Consider the following 17,909-nt stretch of genomic DNA (forward strand, 5'->3'; position numbering starts at 1 on the left):
GGGAAGGCCTGTCGCCGCGGCGGTCAGAGCCGCGGGGCCGCCCGGTGAGGAGGAACCCGATGCCCAGCGCACGTGACCTGATGACCAGTCCCGCCCAGTGCCTGAACGAGGGGGACACCCTGGTTGCCGCCGCCCAGGCCCTCCGCTCCGCCGGCGTCGGGTCCATGCCGATCAAGGACGCCTCCGGCGAGCTCGCGGGCATGATCACCGACCGCGACATCGTCGTGCGCGGCATCGCGGAGGGGTTCGACCCCACGACCTCGACGGTCGGCGAGATCAGCACGCAGACGGTGGTCGTGGTGAACGTCGACGACGACGAGCAGGCCGTGCTCAACGCGTTCGTCCAGAACCAGGTGCGTCGTCTCCCTGTCGTCGACGGTCAGGACGTCGTCGGCATGATCTCCCAGGCCGACATCGCCCGCTCCATGGGCCAGCAGGACACCGGCGGCGTCGTCCAGGCGATCAGCCAGGAGACGGGGGAGCGCAGCGCGCAGCAGGGGACCTGACGCGCGCTACTGCTGTCCGAACCGGCCCCAGTGGCTGACCTCCGCGCCGGTGCGCCGGTGCCGGCGCAGGCTCGGGCTCTTAGGCCCAGGCACGGCATATCCGATGGAGACCACTCCGACGATCGAGCGGGTCGCCGGGATCTCGAGGGCCTCGTGGACGGCGGGATGCCGGTCGGCCGGCACCCCGAAGAAGAGGCTGCCGAGGCCGGCGTCGACGGCGGTCAGCAGGACGAGCAGCCCGGCCATCCCCGTGTCGATGTCCCAGTACGGCACCGGCCAGTGGCTCTCGCTCCGGTCGGTCCACCCCTTGTCGGGCTGGGCGTAGCGGTCGAGGTAGGCGTCCTTGTGGGACAGGCAGAGGATGAGCACGGGGGCTGCCTGTATGCCGCTCAGCCAGGGATCGGGCTCCTCGCCCGGTTCCGTCGTGGCGGCCCAGAAGCGGTCGCGCTCGTCGTCGGTCCGCAGGACGAGGAAGTCCCAGCCCTGGCTGAAGCCGGCGCTGGGGGCGCGGACTGCGTTGTCGAGACAACGCGCGAGCACGTCGTCGGGGACGGGGCGGTCGGGGTCGTAGCGGCGCACCATGCGGCGACGGCGGACCACCTCTTGGAACTCCATGGGCACACCCTTGCATGCCGCCCCGCCCACACCGCGGCGTGACACGATGGCGCCATGCCCGACGCCGAGACGAGGTCTGCTGCGGATCAGGTCGGCACGCTCGTGCCTGCGCCCCCCGAGGAGTGGGAGGCCGACGTAGTGCTGCGGGACGGGTCGGTGGCGCACCTGCGGCCGATCACGCCCGACGACGCGGACGCGCTGCGCCGCTTCCACAACGCGCAGTCGGCGGAGTCGATCTACCTCCGCTTCTTCGCCCCGCTCAAGGAGCTGAGCGACCGGGACGTCCACCGCTTCACCCACGTCGACTACCAGGACCGGGTGGCGCTCGTCGCCACGGTCGGCGACGACATCATCGGCGTGGGCCGGTACGACCGACTCGAGGGCAGCGGCTCGGCCGAGGTGGCGTTCAACATCTCCGACCGGTTCCAGGGCCGGGGGATCGGGTCCGTGCTCCTGGAGCACCTCGCCGCGATCGCCCGTGAGTTCGGCATCGAGAAGTTCACCGCCGAGGTGCTCCCGCAGAACCGCAAGATGCTCATGGTCTTCAAGGACGCCGGCTACGAGGTCGCCCACCGGGTCGAGGACGGGGTCGTCGAGCTGTCCTTCGCGATCGAGCCGACGGAGCACTCCAAGGCCGTCGGGCTCTCCCGGGAGCATCGTGCCGAGTCGCGCAGCATGCACACGATCCTCTTCCCGGAGCGCGTGGCGCTCGTCGGCGCGAGCCGCCGGGAAGGGTCGGTCGGGGCCATGCTCCTGGCCAACATCCTGCGATCCGGCTTCCGGGGGGACCTGGTCGCGATCCACCCCGAGGTCGACGAGCTGCAGGGCGTGCCGGCCTATCGCTCCATCGAGGACGCCCCGGGTCCCATCGATCTCGCCGTCGTCGTGGTGCCCGCCGAGCAGGTCCACGGTGTCGTCCGCGCGTGCGGACGTGCAGGCGTCAAGGCGCTGCTCGTGCTCTCGTCCGGTTTCGGTGAAGCGGGTGAAGAGGGCGCCCGGCTCCAGGAGCAGCTGCGCCGAGAGGTGCGACTCGCCGGGATGCGCCTCGTCGGCCCGAACAGCTTCGGCCTCATCAACACCGACCCGGACGTGCGGCTCAACGCGAGCCTGGCCCCCGTGGTGCCCCCGCCCGGCCGGCTCGGGCTCTTCGCCCAGAGCGGCGCCCTCGGCATCGCGGTCCTCGCGTCGGCGGCCCGGCGGGGTCTCGGGATCTCCGTGTTCGCCTCGGCCGGCAACCGCGCCGACGTCTCGGGCAACGACCTCATGCAGTACTGGATCGACGACACCGACACGCACACGGTCGGCCTCTACCTCGAGTCGATGGGCAACCCGCGCAAGTTCTCCCGCATCGCCCGCCAGCTCGCCATGGTCAAGCCGGTCGTCGTCGTCTCGTCCGGGGTGTCGAGCTTCGCGGCGCCGCCCGGGCATCGCACGCGGCGGACCCACGTGCCGCCCCAGGCCTTCGACGCCCTGCTCCGGCAAGCCGGCGTCATCCGCGTCGAGAACATCCACCAGCTCTTCGACGTGGCCCAGCTGACCCTCCATCAGCCGCTGCCGGCGGGCCAGCGCGTCGCGATCGTCGGCAACTCCGACGCGCTCGGCTCGATCAGCGCGTCCGCCTGCCTCAGCTGGGGCCTCGAGGTGACTCACGGGCCGGTCTCCCTGCTCCCACAGGCCAGCGCCGAGGAGTTCGCGACGGCTCTCGAGGCGGCCTTCGCGGACCCGCACGTCGACAGCGTCGTCGCCGGGTTCATCCCGCCGCTGCTCACCCTCGACGAGGACGTCACCGCCGCGGTCCGGTCGGTGGTCGCCCGGCACCAGAAGCCCTGCGTCGCGACCTTCCTCGGCATGCGAGGGGTCGAAGGCGGTCTCGGTTACGAGGAGGCCGACGGCACTGAGCGGATCGTCCCCTCGTACACGATGCCGGAGGACGGCATCCGGGCGCTCAACGCGGTCACCCGCTATGCGCAGTGGCGGGCGCGGGACCGTGGCGCCCCTGTGGTGCCGTCCGGCATCGACCGCCCGCGCGCGGAGGCGTTCATCGACCGGATCCTCGCCGGCAGTCCCGAGGGCCGGCCCCTCACCCGGAACGAGTCGGGGGAGCTGCTCGAGAGCTACGGCATCCGCCTCTGGCCCGCCGTCGCCGTCCAGTCCGCCGACGAGGCCGTGGCGGCCGCCGAGCGGTTGACCTACCCGGTCATCCTCAAGTCGACGTCGCCCGTCGTGCGGCACCAACCGGGGATCGCCGGAGTCCGGGGCGACCTCGGCGACGCCGAGGCCGTCCGCGACGCGTACGAGTCGCTGAGCCACCGTCTCGGGGCCCTGGGGGAGGGCACCTTCGTGGTGCAGCGGATGGCCGTGCCGGGAGTGTCGTGCGTGCTGACCGCGCAGGAGGACCCGCTCTTCGGTCCGGTTGTGAGCTTCTCGGTCGCCGGGCCGCCGACCGAGCTGCTCGACGACATCGCCCACCGCATCCCGCCGCTCACCGACGTCGACGTGCGCGACCTCATCTCCGGGGTCAAGGCGGCACCCCTGCTGGCCGGTCACCGTGGCGCCGCCCCGGTCCACCGGGCCGCGTTGCGCGACCTCGTCGCCCGGCTGTCCGTCCTCGCCGACGACCACCCCGAGCTGGCCACCGTGGAGCTCAACCCGGTCAACGCGTGGACGGGTGGGGTCGACACGCTCGGTGCCGAGATCGTGGTGCGCCCCGCCCTCGTCCGCAAGGATCCCGGTCGTCGCCGGATGACGTGAGCAGGAGTGCAAGGATGGGGCCCATGCGCCGTGTCTCCCAGGAGCAGGATCGGGCCCTTCCGGAGGACCTCACCCTCGCCGTCACCCACGCCGGGTACTACCCGTCCCTCGTCTGCGACGTCGTCGAGTCGGCCGTCGCGGGGGACGAGGTCATCTCCCACCTGGTCCACCAGGAGACGACCTTCGACGACGAGACCGTCCGGCGCCACGTCACCGTCCTGGTCGTGACACCGCAGCGGCTCGTCATCGCGCACGCCGACGACTTCTCCGAGCCGGGCGCCCCCGCGACGGCGACTGCGACGACCGAGACCGTGCCGCTCGCGGCACTGCGCGGCGTGATGGTCACCCACGTCGTCGCACACCCCGAGTCGTTCACCCCGGGCACGCACAGCCGCGACATCACGCTCACGATCGGGTGGGGGGCCGTCAGCCGGGTCGACCTGCTGCCCGCGCAGTGCGCCGACCCGGAGTGCACCGCCGACCACGGCTTCGAGGGAACCGTGGCCTCCGACGACATCAGCCTGCGGATCAGTGCGGCCGCGGACGGCGAGAGTGCCGTCGACGCGGCGCTCGCGTTCGCCCGCACCCTGTCCGCCAGCATCGGTGGTGGGGTGGCCCGGCGGTGACGTCCGGGCCGGGCGTGCCCGACTGGTCGGCGGCCACGCTCGCGTCGGTGCTCCCGTCGGTGGCCGACTCGCTCGGCGTGTCAGGGTTCGCCGGAGCCGACCGCTTCGGGCTGCCGCCCGCGCCGCGCAGCGTCGTCGTCCTCGTCGACGGGCTCGGCTACGACCTGCTCGCCCAGCGCAGCGGCCACGCCCCCTTCCTGCGCCAGCACCTCGCGGCAGCCAAGCGGATCCCGTGCGGCTTCCCGACGACGACGGCCACCTCGATGGGCTCCTTCGGGACCGGCCTGCCGTCGGGGTCGCACGGCCTCGTCGGCTTCCAGGTGCTCGACCCGGCCACCGACCGCCTCCTCAACGAGCTGTCGTGGGAGGACGGTCCGGATCCCTTTCGCTGGCAGCCCCGGCGCACCGTCTTCCAGGCAGCGCAGGACGACGGCGTCAGCGTCACCCGGGTCGGCCCGCACTACTTCGACGGGTCCGGGCTGACGAACGCGGCGCTGCGCGGCGGCCGGTTCGTGGCGGCGCGGCACCTCGGCGAGCGGGTGACCGCCAGCGTGGAGCGGGTGGCAGCGGCCCGCCGATCACTCGTCTACCTCTACTGGGGCGACGTCGACAAGATCGGCCACGTCCACGGCTGCCAGTCCTGGCAGTGGGGCGACGAGGTCGAGTCGGTCGACCGGGCCCTGGCCTCCCTCGCCGAACGGGTCCCGGACGACACGTCGATCGTCATCACGGCCGACCACGGCATGGTGGACGTGCCGTTCGACCAGCGCCTCGACCTGGCCCACGAACCCGAGCTCATGGACGGCATACGGCACCTCGGTGGCGAGCCGCGCAATCTGCAGCTCTACCTGCGACCGGGCACCGCCGAGACGGTGGCGCAGGCCTGGCGGGAGCGGCTCGGCAGCCTTGCCCGGGTCATGACGAGGGAGCAGGCCGTCGACGAGGGCTGGTTCGGTGCCACCGTCCCGGAGGTGCTGCCGCGGATCGGGGACCTCGTGGTGACGATGCAGGACCGCTTCGCCGTGGTCCACTCGGGCCTCATGCGCAAGGAGATCCTCGCATTGCTCGGGGTGCACGGCTCGACGAGCGAGGAAGAGCTCGCCGTGCCCGTCATCGTCGTGCCGCCCCGCCGGGCTGCACTGGGTCGCTAGGCTGCCGCCTCGTGGCTGAGCTCCTCTTCTTCACCGGGACCATGGACAGCGGCAAGTCGACCCTCGCCCTGCAGATGGACCACAACCACGCCGCTCGTGGCCGCACCGGGCTCATCTTCAGCCAGCACGACCGCGCCGGCGCCAACATGCTCTCGTCACGACTCGGCCTCTCGACCGGCGCGATCGAGGTCGATGACGACCTCGACTTCTGGGAGGTCATCGTCGAGCGCGCGACCGCGGGCCAGCACATCGACTACCTGATCTGCGACGAGGCCCAGTTCTACAGCTCGGCGCAGGTCGAGCAGCTGGCCCGGGTGGTCGACGAGATGGACATCGACGTGTTCGCCTTCGGCATCACGAGCGACTTCCGGACCGAGCTGTTCCCGGGCAGCAAGCGTCTCGTCGAGCTCGCCGACCGGGTCCAGGTGCTCCAGGTCGAGGCCCTGTGCTGGTGCGGGCGCCGCGCCACCATCAATGCACGCGTCGTCGACGGGACCATGGTCGTCGAGGGGGAGCAGGTCGTCGTGGGCGACGTGGCCTCCGCCGAGGTCGGGATCGTCGAGTACGAGGTGCTCTGCCGCCGGCACTACATGCGCCGTATGACGTCCCACGCCGCCCGCGCGGCCTCCCCCTCGCCCGCGCTGCTGCCCTTCGACCTCGACGTCTGCCCGCTGCCGCCCCAGCCGGTCACGCAGCCGGGCGCAGCTTCCGACTGAGCCGCTCGAACCCGTCTCGCTCGATCGTCGCGACTCGGGTCAGTCGGGCTTCTTGCCGAACATGATGTCGTCCCAGCTCGGCACGCTGGGCCGACCCGACTTGCGGGCCGCAGGTCGCTTCTGAGCCGGCCCCGGGCGTCGCGGCTCGGGGGCCGCCACCTGGTCCGAGTCGTTCCCGCTGGCGGTGGGCAGGTCCTTCGTGGCCACCTCCGTCAAGGGGCGCTGGCTGCCGTTGCGGGTCGCGACGGGTTCCGGCGTCGCCTCCGGCTCGGGGTCCCGCGACCGCGCGGGGTCGGGCGTCGCCTCCCGTTGCGGCGAGGGGTCGGGGGCGTCTTCGGCTTCCGCGGCCGCAAGGGAGTCCGGCGCCGAGGCGGCTGTCTCCGGGAGGTCGTCGTCACCGCCGGTCAGCTCGCCGCGCCGGTCCTCCTCGGCCGGCTCCGCGAAAACGGCGTCGGGGTCGTCCTCGGGGTGCGGGTGCGCGGCCGGCGGGTCGCCCGCCTCCTCGAGGGAGACGGCCAGCGGCGTGAGTGGCAGTGCCTCGTCGGGGGCGGCGTCGATGCCCGGGGCGTCCGTCGCGCGCGGTCGGCGCCGGCGGCCGCGGCGTGCACTCCGCTCGCGCATCGCCGCCATGAGGTCGATCGACTCGCCGTCACGCCGGCGCCGGTCGGGAGCGTCGAGCCCACCCTCGGCCTCGACGTCGTAGACCTCGCTCGGGCGGGCGTCGCGCAGGTGCGGCGCCGGGATCGGACCCGCGGGCTCGACGTCCTCGTCGGCGCTGAGCCAGCGTGCCTCGTCGTCGAGGGCCTGCACCGTGCGCGCCAGCAGGTCGAAGGACCATTCCGCCTGCCGCTGCCGCCCGCCGGCGTTGAAGAAGACGATGACGGTCCAGCGGCCCTTGTGGTCGCGCCGCGAGTCCCAGCGGGCCGTGCTCGAGTCGATCTGCCGAGACCGGAGGCGCTCGTCGACACGGCTGCCGAGCAGGCCCGCGCTGGGCCCGCCGCCGGCGGACCGGAGCCGCACCTGCCGCCCCAGCATCGCCACGTGCTCACGCTCGGCGAGGATCGGCCCCTCGTAACGGCGCACCTTCTCGACCGTCCAGCCGGCGCGCTCCGAAGTCTCCTCCGCCGTGAGACCGCCGCGGATCATGGCCTGGACGTCCTTGGGGCGCAGCCCTCCGTCCATCTCGATCTGCAGCTGCCCGAGGCGGGGCCGGTCCCGCCGCACCGCTGCCCGCAGCGGCTCATCGAGCGGCACCCGGTAGCGGTTGCCGCCGTCGTCCCCGAGGATCAGGTGCGCCCCGTCCTCGTGGACTCCGATGAGCCGAAGGTCCTGCATCGATGGGTCTCCCGGGTCGGTCGTCAGGTCCATGCCCCACCGAGCATGCCACCCGGCCCCGGCCCGAGAAAGCGTCCACGCCGCACCGGACCGGTTTCTCGCGCCTGCACGCGGCCTGAGACAGTGAGGTCATGGACCCCTACGACGCCATCCTCCTCGTCAGTTTCGGTGGCCCCGAGGCACCCGACGAGGTCATGCCCTTCCTGCGCCGCGTGACGAGCGGGCGAGGCATCCCGGACGAGCGGCTCGTCGAGGTCGGCCAGCACTACTACCACTTCGGTGGTCGTAGCCCCATCAACGATCAGAACCGCGCCCTGCTCGCCGCGCTCCGCGCCGAGCTCGACTCCCGCGGCGAGGAGATCCCCGTCCTCTGGGGCAACCGCAACAGCGCCCCCTTCATCACCGACGCGCTGCGCGAGGCGTATGCCGCTGGGCACCGTCGCGTCGTCGCGGTGACGACGAGCGCGTACTCCTCCTACTCCTCGTGCCGCCAGTACCGCGAGAACCTGGCGGACGCGGTGGCGCAGCTCGCCGAGGACGGCATCGAGATCACCGTCGACAAGATCGCGCCCTACGCCCCCCGCCCCGGCTTCAAGCAGGCGAACCTCCAGCGGCTCGTCGAGTCGATACGCGCGATCGACGGCGCTCCCGACGCCGAGGTCGCCCTGCTGTTCGTCACGCACTCCATCCCGACGGCGATGGACGAGACCTCCGGTCCCGGTGACGGCGATGGCGACCTCTACCAGCGCCAGCACCTGGCTCTCGCGTCGGCGCTGACCGAGGAGAGCAACGAGATCCTCGGTCGCGACCTCACCGGCGAGCTCGTCTTCTGCTCCCGGTCCGGGCCGCCCAGCCAGCCCTGGCTCGAGCCCGACGTCAACGACCGGATCAAGGAGCTCGCCGGGGAGGGGGTGCGCACCGTCGTGCTCGCCCCCATCGGGTTCGTGTCCGACCACATGGAGGTCGTCTTCGACCTGGACACGGAGGCGGCCGAGACCGCCGAGGGAGCCGGCGTCCGCCTCGTCCGCGTCCCCACCGTCGGGACGCTGCCCACCTTCGTGCATGACCTCGTCGACGCGGTCGAGGACCGTGCCGCAGAGGCGCGCGGCGAGGCCGTGCCCGACTTCCCCGGCCGGATGCCGTCGGTCTGCGCTCCCGGATGCTGCCCGAACCTCCGCGCGGCCCGGCCCGCCCTGTGCGGGCGGGATTGAGGGGGCACGGGATGGAGGGCATGATCGACCCTGACGCGTTGGTCGAGCTCGAGCGGCTCTGCGTCGAGTTCGCTTCTCGGGCAGGGCGGTTCATCCACGACGAGCGGCCCCAGCGGGTTCGCGTCGCCGACACGAAGTCGAGCGAGACAGACGTCGTGACCGTCATGGACCGCCGCTCGGAGGAGCTGCTGCACGGCCTCATCCGGGCGGCGCGGCCGGACGACGGCATCCTCGGCGAGGAGGGCGCGCAGGTGTCCGGGCGGTCCGGCCTCACCTGGGTCGTCGACCCGATCGACGGCACCGTCAACTACCTCTACGACATCCCGGCCTATGCCGTCTCCGTCGCCGTCGTCGTCGGCAACCCCAGTGTGCCGGGCGAGTGGCGGCCGGTGGCCGGCGCGGTCTCGGACCCCTGCCGGGGAACGGTCCACCACGCCCGCCGCGGGGGCGGCGCCTGGACCCGGCCGGACCGCGGCGTACCCGGCGAGCCGAGCCGTCTTGCTGTCTCCACCGAGGACGCGCTGGCCCGCGCCCTCCTAGCCACCGGCTTCGGCTACGAGGCGAAGGTCCGCGCCCGTCAGGCCGAGGTGCTGCTCGGTGTCCTGCCTCAGGTGCGTGACCTCCGCCGGATCGGGAGCGCCGCGCTCGACCTGGTTCGCGTCGCCGAAGGTACCGTTGATGCCTTCGCCGAGTCGGGCCTCAAGGCCTGGGACATGGCGGCGGGTTGGCTCGTCGTGGAGGAGGCCGGAGGGCGGGTGGTCGGGGTCGGGGACCACCCGGAGCCGGAGCTCACTGTCGCCGCGGGACCCGCCCTTGTCGAGCCGGTCCGCAGGCTGTTCACCGGCCGCTGAGCGACCCGTGATGACGGCCGGTGAAACGGATGTGACACCGGGTCCGCTTTGGGGCACAATCCGCCCACGAAACACTGTGTTTTGCTGCCCACGCGGCGGGAACAAAAGGTGGGGGATGCGACGTTGCTCCCACGCATGAGTTGAGGGAGTGAGAAGGCGACCATGGCTACTGATTACGACGCACCCCGCAAGACCGACGACGACCTCTCCGAGGATTCGCTGGAGGAGCTGAAGTCCCGTCGCGTCGACAAGAGCTCTTCGAGCGTCGACGTCGACGAGACCGAGCAGGCCGAGGGCTTCGAGCTGCCCGGTGCGGACCTCTCCGGTGAGGAGCTGTCGGTCCGGGTCCTGCCGAAGCAGGCGGACGAGTTCACCTGTTCGCGCTGTTTCCTGGTCCACCACCGCAGCCAGCTGGCCAAGGAGGTCGGTGGCCAGATGATCTGCACGGACTGCGCAGCCTGAGCGCCACAGCACAAGCAGTAGGGTCGGTCCCCGTGACCGACCCTTGCGCTTGTTCGGAGCAGGACGTGCAGATCCTCCGGATCGACCCCGAGCTGCCGCTGCCGGCGTATGCCCATCCGGGTGATGCCGGCGCGGACCTGCTCTCCCGGGTGGACGTCACGCTCGCGCCGGGGGAGCGGTCCCTCGTGCCGACGGGGGTGGCGCTGGCCCTGCCGGACGGGCACGTCGGCTTCGTCGTGCCCCGGTCGGGCCTCGCGACCCGGCACGGCGTCACCACGGTCAACGCGCCGGGCACGGTCGACGCGGGGTACCGGGGGGAGATCATGGTCAACCTGATCAACCTCGACCCGGTCGAGACCTTCACGATCCGTCGGGGCGACCGCATCGCCCAGCTCGTCGTCCAGCCGGTCGTCCGGGCCCGCTTCCTCGAGGTGGATTCGCTCGACGCCACCCAGCGGGGCGACACTGGACACGGGTCGACGGGCGGCTTCGGCGCCACCACGACCACACACGCGTAACACAAAGGACGGAACACCAACGTGGGACTCTTCAAGCGAGACAAGTCCGCGGGCCAGCAGCAGGACGACGCGCTCGCCCCGGAGGAGCGGCTCGACGACAGCCCCGTCGGCTCGGACGTCACGAGCGACGCGCCGTCGAGCCACGGACCGTGGGACCGCGGCGAGGTTTCCGACACGTCGGAGTACCTCAACCTCGGGTCGATCTGGCTCAAGGGTGTGCCCGGGATGGAGCTCCGGCTCGAGGTCAACGAACAGGAGCAGCAGATCACCGGCGTCACGGCAGTCCTCGGTGAGTCGGCTGTCCAGCTGCAGGCCTTCGCCGCCCCGCGCACCGAAGGCGTCTGGATCGAGATCCGCAACGAGATCGCAGGGACGATCACCGACTCGGGTGGGACCGCAGAGGTCGTCACGGGCGAGTTCGGTGAGGAGCTGCAGACCCGCATGCCACAGGCCGGACCCGACGGCCGGACGATGTTCGTGCCGGCCCGGTTCATCGGCGTCGACGGCCCGCGCTGGTTCCTCCGGGCGGTCGTCAGCGGTCGTGCGGCGATCGAGCCGGCCGCCGCCGATGCCATCCACGACGTGGTCCGGACGGTCGTGGTCGACCGGGGCGACGAGGCGATGCCGCCGCGTGAGCTGCTCCCGCTCCGGCTCCCGGACGCGGCGACGACCGACGTGCGGGTCGACCCGGCTGCTGCCCCGCGCCTGGACGACCTCAACCCGTTCGAGCGCGGTCCTGAGATAACCGAGGTCCGGTGAGGCATGACGCCCGAACCCCGAAACGCGCTCGGGCGCCTCGCCAAGCGGATGCTCCGTAGCTCCGCCGAGATCGACTCCGATGCCCTAGCGCAGGAGAGCAGCGACGTCGGTCTGCAGCACATCGGTGAGCTCGCGCCGCGCACGCTCGTGAGCGTGCGCGGCGAGGTCAGGTCCGTCACCTTGCGCCCGGCGGACGAGGTGGCGGCGCTCGACGCCGAGCTGTGGGACGGCACCGACGTCCTGCACCTCATCTGGCTGGGGCGGCGCAGCATCCCCGGCATCGCGCCGGGTGTGAAGCTGCAGGCGACCGGACGGGTCACCCGCCACCACGAGGTCCTGACGATCTTCAACCCGTCCTACGAGATCATCGGCCCGGATGGCCACCATGGCGGCTGAGCAGGAGCCGGCCGATCCGCTCGCACCCCAGCCCGCCTCTGGCGACGCTGAGGGCCGACCCGAGACGCGGGACCTGCGGCGCTACTCGACCGTCGAGGAGCTGCTCAAGGAGAAGCTGTCGGAAGCGATCGGCGGCTGGCGCGGGGCGGTCGAGAGCGCCATACCGACGCTGTTGTTCGCCGTCGTGTGGTCGGTGCGCCGCGACCTGCGCGAGGCGCTCCTCGCCGCCGGAGCGGCGGCACTCGTCTTCCTCGTCCTCCGCGTCCTCCAGCGCCAGGACGTCCGCTTCATCCTGTATGCCGCTGCCGGGGTCGGCATCTCCGCGTTCTTCGCGCTTCGCTCCGGTCGCGCCGAGGACGCCTTCCTGCCCGGCATGATCCAGAACGCCGGCCTGCTCGTGCTGCTCGTCGTGACGAACCTGCTCCGCTGGCCCGTCTTCGGCTTCGTCGTCGGCGTGGCGGAGCCGGAGGTGTTCGCCCAGGATCCGACCTGGTGGCGCAAGCACCGGGGGATCATCACCGTCGCCTGCCGGCTCGCCTGGGTGCTCGTCGCGCTCAACGTGGTGAGGCTCGGCATCATGGTCCCGCTCTACTTCGCGGAGCAGGTCGCGGCCCTGGCGGTGGCGAAGGTCGCGCTCGGCTGGCCCGCCTACCTCGTCGCCCTCACCGCGATGGGGGCGATCCTCGTGCGGGGCCGCACCCCGATCGACACCACCGCAGCCGGCTCCTGAGCCGACCGTCTCGGCCGTCAGGCCGGGGCGGCCGGCCGGGACGGGTCAGGCGTGGGCCGTGCGCGGACGGACGTCGGGGGCGAGGAGCCGCTGCAGGTCGGCCTCCTGCTCGCTCGTCGTGATGAAGAGCAGCTCGTCGCCGCCCTCCATCGCGTCGTCCAGCGTCGGCGCGATCGGTCGTTGCCGCCGGATGATCGCGACGAGCACGGTGTCCTCCGGCCACGTCACGTCACCGATGCGCCGGCCCACGAACTCGCTGCGATCGGGCAGGGTGATCTCGACCATCGAGGCCCGCCCCTGCTGGAACTCGAAGATCCGGACGAGGTCGCCGATGCTGACGGCCTCCTCGATGAGGGCCGTCATGAGACGCGGTGTCGAGACCGCGACGTCGACACCCCAGGACTCGTCGAACATCCACTCGTTCTTGGGGTTGTTGACGCGGGCCACCGTCCGGGGCACCCCGAACTCGGTCTTGGCGAGCAGGGACACGACGAGGTTGGCCTTGTCGTCGCCGGTCGCGGCGACGACGACGTCGGACTCCTCGAGCCGGGCCTCCTCGAGCGCGGACAGCTCGCAGGCGTCGGCGAGCAGCCAAGAGGCCTCGGGGACCCGCGACGCCTGGACGTCGTCGGCGTCCTTGTCGATGAGCAGCACCTGGTGGCCGCTCGCGAGCAGCTCCCTGGCGATGGACCGGCCCACGCTGCCGGCCCCGGCGATCACGACACGCATCGGACTCCTCAGACTCAGGTGGTGACGGGCGGCTGGTCGCAGATGCGCTCGACCCGCGCCATCTCGGTGCGGCGCACGGCGAGGTGGACGAGGTCGCCGGCCTGGACGACCGTCTCCGGCTCGGGGAGCACGCCCTCACCGAGCCGGGTCAGGTAGGCCACGCGGCTGCCGGTGAGCTGCTCGACGTCGGTGAGCGGAAGGCCGACCCACTCGTCGGCCAGGGGGACCTCGGCGATGACGATCTTGCCGCTCGGGTCGGTCAGCTCCGGCATCGCCCCCTGGGGCAGGAGCCGCTGGATCATCTGGTCGGCCGCCCAGCGGACGGTCGCGACGGTCGGGATGCCGAGGCGCTGGTAGACCATCGCGCGCTGGGGGTCGTAGATCCGCGCCGCGACGTGCTCGACGCCGAACGTCTCGCGTGCCACGCGCGCGGCGAGGATGTTGGAGTTGTCGCCACTGCTCACGGCGGCGAAGGCGTAGGCCTCCTTGATGCCCGCGGCGACGAGGGTGTCCCGGTCGAAGCCGATCCCGGTCACGGTCTGGCCCTCGAACTCTGCGCCGAGGCGCCGGAAGGCCGACGGGTCGGCGTCGATGACGGCCACGTCGTGGCCGATGCGACCGAGCGTGCGGGCGAGGGTCGACCCCACACGGCCACAGCCCATGATGACGAAGTGCACGATCGCGACGCTACACCAGCCACGCACGCGGCTCACGTGTGCGCGAACGTGTGCTGAGCGGCATACAGTGTCCTGCGTGCCAGGCTCAGGTTCGCTGCTGAAGCGCGTCCTCGTCGGACGTGCGATGCGAAGCGACAGGCTGGGCGAGACGCTCCTGCCGAAGCGCCTCGCCCTGCCCATCTTCGCGAGCGACGCGCTCTCGTCCGTCGCGTACGCCCCCGACGAGATCCTCCTCACCCTCGGGGTCGCCGGAGGGGCCTTCGCGACGACCCACAGCTGGCAGGTCACGCTCGGCGTCATCGCCGTCATGGTGGTCGTCGTCGCCTCGTACCGGCAGAACGTGCACGCGTATCCCTCGGGCGGCGGGGACTACGAGGTCGCGACCGTCAACCTCGGCCCGAAGGCCGGGCTCACCGTCGCGAGCGCCCTCCTCGTCGACTACGTCCTGACCGTCGCGGTGTCGATCTCCTCGGGGGTCGCGAACGCGGCGACCGTCCTCGACTTCGTCCGCGGCCGGGAGGTCATCGTCGCGGTCGTGCTCATCGCCCTGCTGACGGCGATGAACCTGCGGGGGGTGCGCGAGTCGGGCCGAGCGTTCGCCGTGCCGGTCTACGCCTTCATGCTCGGGATCATCGGGATGGGCCTCTACGGGCTCGTCCAGCACCTCACCGGGACGCTCCCCGCGGCCGAGAGCGGGTCGCTCACGCTCGTGCCCGAGGGCAGCCAAGAGCTCACGGGCTTCGCAGCCTTCTTCCTCATCCTGCGGGCGTTCTCGTCGGGGAGCGCCGCCCTGACCGGTGTCGAGGCGATCTCGAACGGGGTGCCGGCCTTCCGCAAGCCCAAGAGCCACAACGCCGCGACCACCCTGCTCATGATGGGCACGCTCTCGGTCGTGATGCTCAGCTCGATCATCGCGCTCAGCCACTGGACCGGCGTCAAGATCGCCGACGACCCGTCGAGGCAGCTGCTGCGGAACGGTGTGCCGGTCGGGGACAGCTACGTCCAGGACACGACCATCGGCCAGCTCGCCACGACGGTCTTCGCGAACTTCCCGATCGGCATCGCCTTCGTCTCCATCGTGACCGGCCTGATCCTCATCCTCGCGGCGAACACCGCCTTCAACGGCTTCCCGGTGCTCGCCTCGATCCTCGCCCGGGACGGCTACCTGCCGCGGCAGCTGCACACCCGAGGCGACCGGCTCGCCTTCTCCAACGGCATCCTCATCCTGTCGGGCGCCGCGATCGTGCTCGTCATCGTCTTCCGGGCCAGCGTGACCGCGCTCATCCAGCTCTACATCGTCGGTGTCTTCGTCTCCTTCACGACGAGCCAGATCGGCATGATCCGGCACTGGACGCGGCACCTGCGCCTCGAGCGCGACGCCAAGGTCCGGCACCGGATGCAGCGTTCCCGGATCATCAACTCCATCGGCGCCGTGATGTCGGGGACCGTGCTCGTCGTCGTGCTCATCACGAAGTTCCAGGCGGGCGCGCGGTACGCCATCGCGGCGATGATCGTCCTCTACGTGCTGATGCTCGGGATCAAGCGGCACTACAACCGGGTGCAGACCGAGCTCGCCGTGGACTGGGAGTCGGACCGGCCCATCCTGCCCTCGCACGTCCACGCCATCGTCTGTGTCTCCAAGATCCACAAGCCGACCCTGCGCGCCCTCGCCTACGCCCGGGCCAGCCGGCCCTCCTTCCTCGAAGCCGTGACGGTCGACGTCGACCCGGAGGAGACGCGCGAGCTGCTCGCCGAATGGGCCCGGCACGACATCCCCGTGCCCCTCAAGGTCCTCGCCTCGCCCTACCGGCAGATCACCCGTCCGATCCTCGACTATGTGAGGTCGATCCGGAGCGACAGCCCGAGGGACGTGGTCACCGTCTACCTGCCCGAGTATGTGCTCGGCAAGTGGTGGGAGCAGCTGCTCCACAACCAGAGCGCCCTGCGCCTCAAGGCCCGGCTGCTCTTCACCCCGGGCGTCATGGTCGTGAGCGTGCCGTGGCAGCTCGCGTCCTCCGCCGGGGCCGAGCGGGCCTGGATCGACGAGCCGCCGATCAGTGGCTCGGTCCGTGGGGGCGGGCGATGAGCGCCCAGGGCCGGCGTCCGCGCCCGCGGCAGGGTGACGCACCGTCGCTCGTCGGCTCGGAGTGGGAGCTCGAGGTCGGGCCGGTCGCCCACGGTGGCCACTGCGTGGCGCGGCACGAGGGCCAGGTGGTCTTCGTCCGGCACACGCTGCCCGGCGAGCGGGTCCGCGCCAGAGTGACCGAGGGCCGGGTCGGGGACCGGTTCGTGCGTGCGGATGCCGTGGAGGTCCTCGTCGCATCGCCACACCGCGTCGAGCGGCCGTGTCCGTATGCCGTCCCCGGGCAGTGCGGCGGCTGCGACTTCCAGCACGTGGCCATGCCGCACCAGCGCGAGCTCAAGGCGGCGGTCGTTCGCGAGCAGTTCGCCCGGATCGCGCACCTCGACGTCGACGTGGAGGTGCGGCCCGTCCCAGGGGACCGGGACGGCCTCCGGTGGCGCACCCGGGTCGAGTTCGCGGTCGACGAGTCGGGACGCGCTGGCCTGCGGGAGTACCGGTCCCGGCGGGTCGTGGCGATCGACGACTGCCTCATCGCCACCGACGGCGTGCTCGCTTCCGGGGTCCTCGACACGGACTGGACCGGGGTCGACTCCGTCGACGTGGTCGACGCCGCCCATCCGGAGGAACCGGTGCTCGTGCCCGTCGCCGGCGGCGAGGCCGCCGACGGGGGACTCGTCGGTGAGCTGGCCCGGGACGGCGACTGGACGGGGGAGTACGTCGTCGCGGCGCGCGGCTTCTGGCAGGTCCACCCGGGCGCGGCGACGACGTTCCTGACGAGGGTCGTCGCCCACCTCGATGTGCGGCCCGGTGACCACGTGCTGGACCTCTATGCCGGGTCCGGCCTGTTCACCCTGCGGCTCGGCGAGCTCGTCGGCCCCGCCGGTGCCGTGCTCGGCATCGAGGGCGACGACCGGGCCGTGAAGAACGGCATCGACAACTGCGCCGACCTGACGACGGTCGAGTGGCGGGCCAACCGCGTCGACCGTGAGCTGACCTCGCTCGTGGCGCAGGGCATCACCGCCGACCTCGTCGTGCTCGACCCGCCACGGACCGGGGCGGGCAAGGACGTCGTGACCTCGGTCGCCGCGATGACGCCCCGCCGGGTCGTCTACGTCGCCTGTGACCCCGCGGCCCTGGCCCGGGACGTCGACGCCTTCGCCTCGCACGGCTACCGGATGTCGCATCTAGAGGCGTGGGACGCGTTCCCGATGACGCACCACGTCGAGTGCATCGCCGTGCTCGAACCGGCCGAGTAGCCCGGGCTCGCGGGCTGGTACGTTCCTGTCCGCAGCCCCACCTCGTCGTCGAGAGGACACCGACGTGTCGTTCAGCTATCCCGTCGCGGTCAAGTTCTCCGAGATCGACATGGCCGGGGTCGTCTTCAACTCGCACTACCTCACCTGGTGCGAGGACGCGAAGTGGGCCTTCCTCGACAGCGTCGGCTTCGGCCCGTACCGGTTCGCCCAGGAACGGGCCAACGCCCTCGTCCGCCACGCCGAGATCGACTGGGTGGCCAGCCTGCAGCCGCTCGACCGGGCCGAGATCCGGGTCTCGGTCACGAGCGTCGGGGCGTCCTCGTTCACGCTGTGCCACGAGATCTGGCGGGCCGGCGCCGACCCCATCCTCACCGCGACGTGCGTCATCACCTATGTCTGGGTCGACTCGGACACGGGGGCCAAGGCCGACATGGACCCGGCCCTGCGCCGCGCCCTCGCCCCCGCCTGAGCCAACCGCCGTGCGGAAGCACGCTGGGCGGCATACCTCCTCGTTTGGGAGAGGACCCACGGCGCCAC

Annotated in this window: 19 protein-coding genes; 15 read left to right on the forward strand and 4 right to left on the reverse strand. The window is 71.8% G+C overall.

What is annotated here, in order from left to right; translation table 11 throughout:
• The first annotated feature begins 59 nt into the window (after positions 1-59).
• Positions 60-506 (forward strand): CBS domain-containing protein, encoded by a 447-nt coding sequence (locus tag ACTHJJ_RS07185; protein WP_440302255.1) that lies wholly within the window; start codon positions 60-62, stop codon positions 504-506.
• 6 nt (positions 507-512) lie between these two features.
• Here ACTHJJ_RS07185 and ACTHJJ_RS07190 read toward each other — a convergent pair whose 3' ends face one another.
• Positions 513-1,121 (reverse strand): nitroreductase family protein, encoded by a 609-nt coding sequence (locus tag ACTHJJ_RS07190; RefSeq protein ID WP_440302256.1) that lies wholly within the window; start codon positions 1,119-1,121, stop codon positions 513-515.
• A 54-nt stretch (positions 1,122-1,175) separates the two neighbouring features.
• Between ACTHJJ_RS07190 and ACTHJJ_RS07195 the strand changes: the two genes are divergently transcribed.
• Genes ACTHJJ_RS07195 through ACTHJJ_RS07210 form a run of 4 tightly spaced genes read left to right on the forward strand, consistent with a single transcriptional unit; the run spans position 1,176 to position 6,365 of the window.
• On the forward strand, positions 1,176-3,872 hold the full coding sequence (locus ACTHJJ_RS07195; RefSeq protein WP_440302257.1) for a bifunctional acetate--CoA ligase family protein/GNAT family N-acetyltransferase: 2,697 nt from the start codon (positions 1,176-1,178) through the stop codon (positions 3,870-3,872).
• Positions 3,873-3,895: 23 nt separating this feature from the next.
• Positions 3,896-4,498: a DUF5998 family protein gene (locus ACTHJJ_RS07200; protein ID WP_440302258.1), complete on the forward strand. Its 603-nt coding sequence runs from the start codon at positions 3,896-3,898 to the stop codon at positions 4,496-4,498.
• The gene (locus tag ACTHJJ_RS07205; RefSeq protein ID WP_440302259.1) at positions 4,495-5,649 is read left to right on the forward strand and encodes an alkaline phosphatase family protein; all 1,155 of its coding nucleotides are present in this window, start codon (positions 4,495-4,497) and stop codon (positions 5,647-5,649) included. The genes ACTHJJ_RS07200 and ACTHJJ_RS07205 overlap by 4 nt, the downstream gene beginning before the upstream one ends.
• A gap of 11 nt (positions 5,650-5,660) precedes the next feature.
• The gene (locus tag ACTHJJ_RS07210; RefSeq protein WP_440302260.1) at positions 5,661-6,365 is read left to right on the forward strand and encodes a thymidine kinase; all 705 of its coding nucleotides are present in this window, start codon (positions 5,661-5,663) and stop codon (positions 6,363-6,365) included.
• A 39-nt stretch (positions 6,366-6,404) separates the two neighbouring features.
• On the opposite strand, the gene sepH is transcribed toward ACTHJJ_RS07210, so the two are convergent.
• Positions 6,405-7,733 (reverse strand): septation protein SepH, encoded by a 1,329-nt coding sequence (sepH, locus tag ACTHJJ_RS07215; RefSeq protein ID WP_440302261.1) that lies wholly within the window; start codon positions 7,731-7,733, stop codon positions 6,405-6,407.
• A 98-nt stretch (positions 7,734-7,831) separates the two neighbouring features.
• Here sepH and ACTHJJ_RS07220 point away from each other — a divergent pair, with 98 nt between their 5' ends.
• From ACTHJJ_RS07220 to ACTHJJ_RS07250, 7 genes are all read left to right on the forward strand, one after another.
• Positions 7,832-8,911 carry a ferrochelatase gene (locus ACTHJJ_RS07220; RefSeq protein ID WP_440302262.1) on the forward strand — a complete coding sequence of 360 codons (1,080 nt, stop codon included), beginning with the start codon at positions 7,832-7,834 and terminating at the stop codon, positions 8,909-8,911.
• 20 nt (positions 8,912-8,931) lie between these two features.
• Positions 8,932-9,762 carry an inositol monophosphatase family protein gene (locus tag ACTHJJ_RS07225; protein ID WP_440302263.1) on the forward strand — a complete coding sequence of 277 codons (831 nt, stop codon included), beginning with the start codon at positions 8,932-8,934 and terminating at the stop codon, positions 9,760-9,762.
• Positions 9,763-9,924: 162 nt separating this feature from the next.
• Positions 9,925-10,224, forward strand: coding sequence for a DUF4193 domain-containing protein (locus ACTHJJ_RS07230; protein ID WP_034713644.1), 300 nt, complete (start codon positions 9,925-9,927; stop codon positions 10,222-10,224).
• A gap of 65 nt (positions 10,225-10,289) precedes the next feature.
• Positions 10,290-10,742: a dUTP diphosphatase gene (dut, locus tag ACTHJJ_RS07235; RefSeq protein ID WP_440302264.1), complete on the forward strand. Its 453-nt coding sequence runs from the start codon at positions 10,290-10,292 to the stop codon at positions 10,740-10,742.
• A gap of 21 nt (positions 10,743-10,763) precedes the next feature.
• Positions 10,764-11,501, forward strand: coding sequence for a DUF3710 domain-containing protein (locus ACTHJJ_RS07240; protein WP_440302265.1), 738 nt, complete (start codon positions 10,764-10,766; stop codon positions 11,499-11,501).
• Between the two features lie 3 nt (positions 11,502-11,504).
• On the forward strand, positions 11,505-11,897 hold the full coding sequence (locus tag ACTHJJ_RS07245) for an OB-fold nucleic acid binding domain-containing protein (RefSeq protein WP_440302266.1): 393 nt from the start codon (positions 11,505-11,507) through the stop codon (positions 11,895-11,897).
• Complete coding sequence (locus tag ACTHJJ_RS07250) at positions 11,887-12,627, forward strand: DUF3159 domain-containing protein (RefSeq protein WP_440302267.1); 741 nt, start codon at positions 11,887-11,889, stop codon at positions 12,625-12,627. The genes ACTHJJ_RS07245 and ACTHJJ_RS07250 overlap by 11 nt, the downstream gene beginning before the upstream one ends.
• 45 nt (positions 12,628-12,672) lie before the next feature.
• Here ACTHJJ_RS07250 and ACTHJJ_RS07255 read toward each other — a convergent pair whose 3' ends face one another.
• Together ACTHJJ_RS07255 and ACTHJJ_RS07260 are read right to left on the reverse strand one after the other, a co-directional pair.
• Positions 12,673-13,356, reverse strand: coding sequence for a potassium channel family protein (locus ACTHJJ_RS07255; RefSeq protein ID WP_440302268.1), 684 nt, complete (start codon positions 13,354-13,356; stop codon positions 12,673-12,675).
• A 14-nt stretch (positions 13,357-13,370) separates the two neighbouring features.
• Positions 13,371-14,033 (reverse strand): potassium channel family protein, encoded by a 663-nt coding sequence (locus tag ACTHJJ_RS07260; protein WP_440302269.1) that lies wholly within the window; start codon positions 14,031-14,033, stop codon positions 13,371-13,373.
• A 124-nt stretch (positions 14,034-14,157) separates the two neighbouring features.
• On the opposite strand from ACTHJJ_RS07260, the gene ACTHJJ_RS07265 reads away from it, so the two are divergent.
• The 3 genes from ACTHJJ_RS07265 to ACTHJJ_RS07275 all read left to right on the forward strand — a co-directional run bounded on the left by ACTHJJ_RS07265 (position 14,158) and on the right by ACTHJJ_RS07275 (position 17,841).
• On the forward strand, positions 14,158-16,119 hold the full coding sequence (locus tag ACTHJJ_RS07265; RefSeq protein ID WP_440302359.1) for an APC family permease: 1,962 nt from the start codon (positions 14,158-14,160) through the stop codon (positions 16,117-16,119).
• Positions 16,116-17,372, forward strand: coding sequence for a class I SAM-dependent RNA methyltransferase (locus ACTHJJ_RS07270; protein WP_440302270.1), 1,257 nt, complete (start codon positions 16,116-16,118; stop codon positions 17,370-17,372). The genes ACTHJJ_RS07265 and ACTHJJ_RS07270 overlap by 4 nt, the downstream gene beginning before the upstream one ends.
• Before the next feature lie 64 nt (positions 17,373-17,436).
• On the forward strand, positions 17,437-17,841 hold the full coding sequence (locus ACTHJJ_RS07275; protein ID WP_440302271.1) for an acyl-CoA thioesterase: 405 nt from the start codon (positions 17,437-17,439) through the stop codon (positions 17,839-17,841).
• Positions 17,842-17,909 lie beyond the last annotated feature (68 nt).

The sequence above is a fragment of the Intrasporangium sp. genome, from assembly GCF_051961875.1.
Classification (GTDB): domain Bacteria; phylum Actinomycetota; class Actinomycetes; order Actinomycetales; family Dermatophilaceae; genus Intrasporangium_A.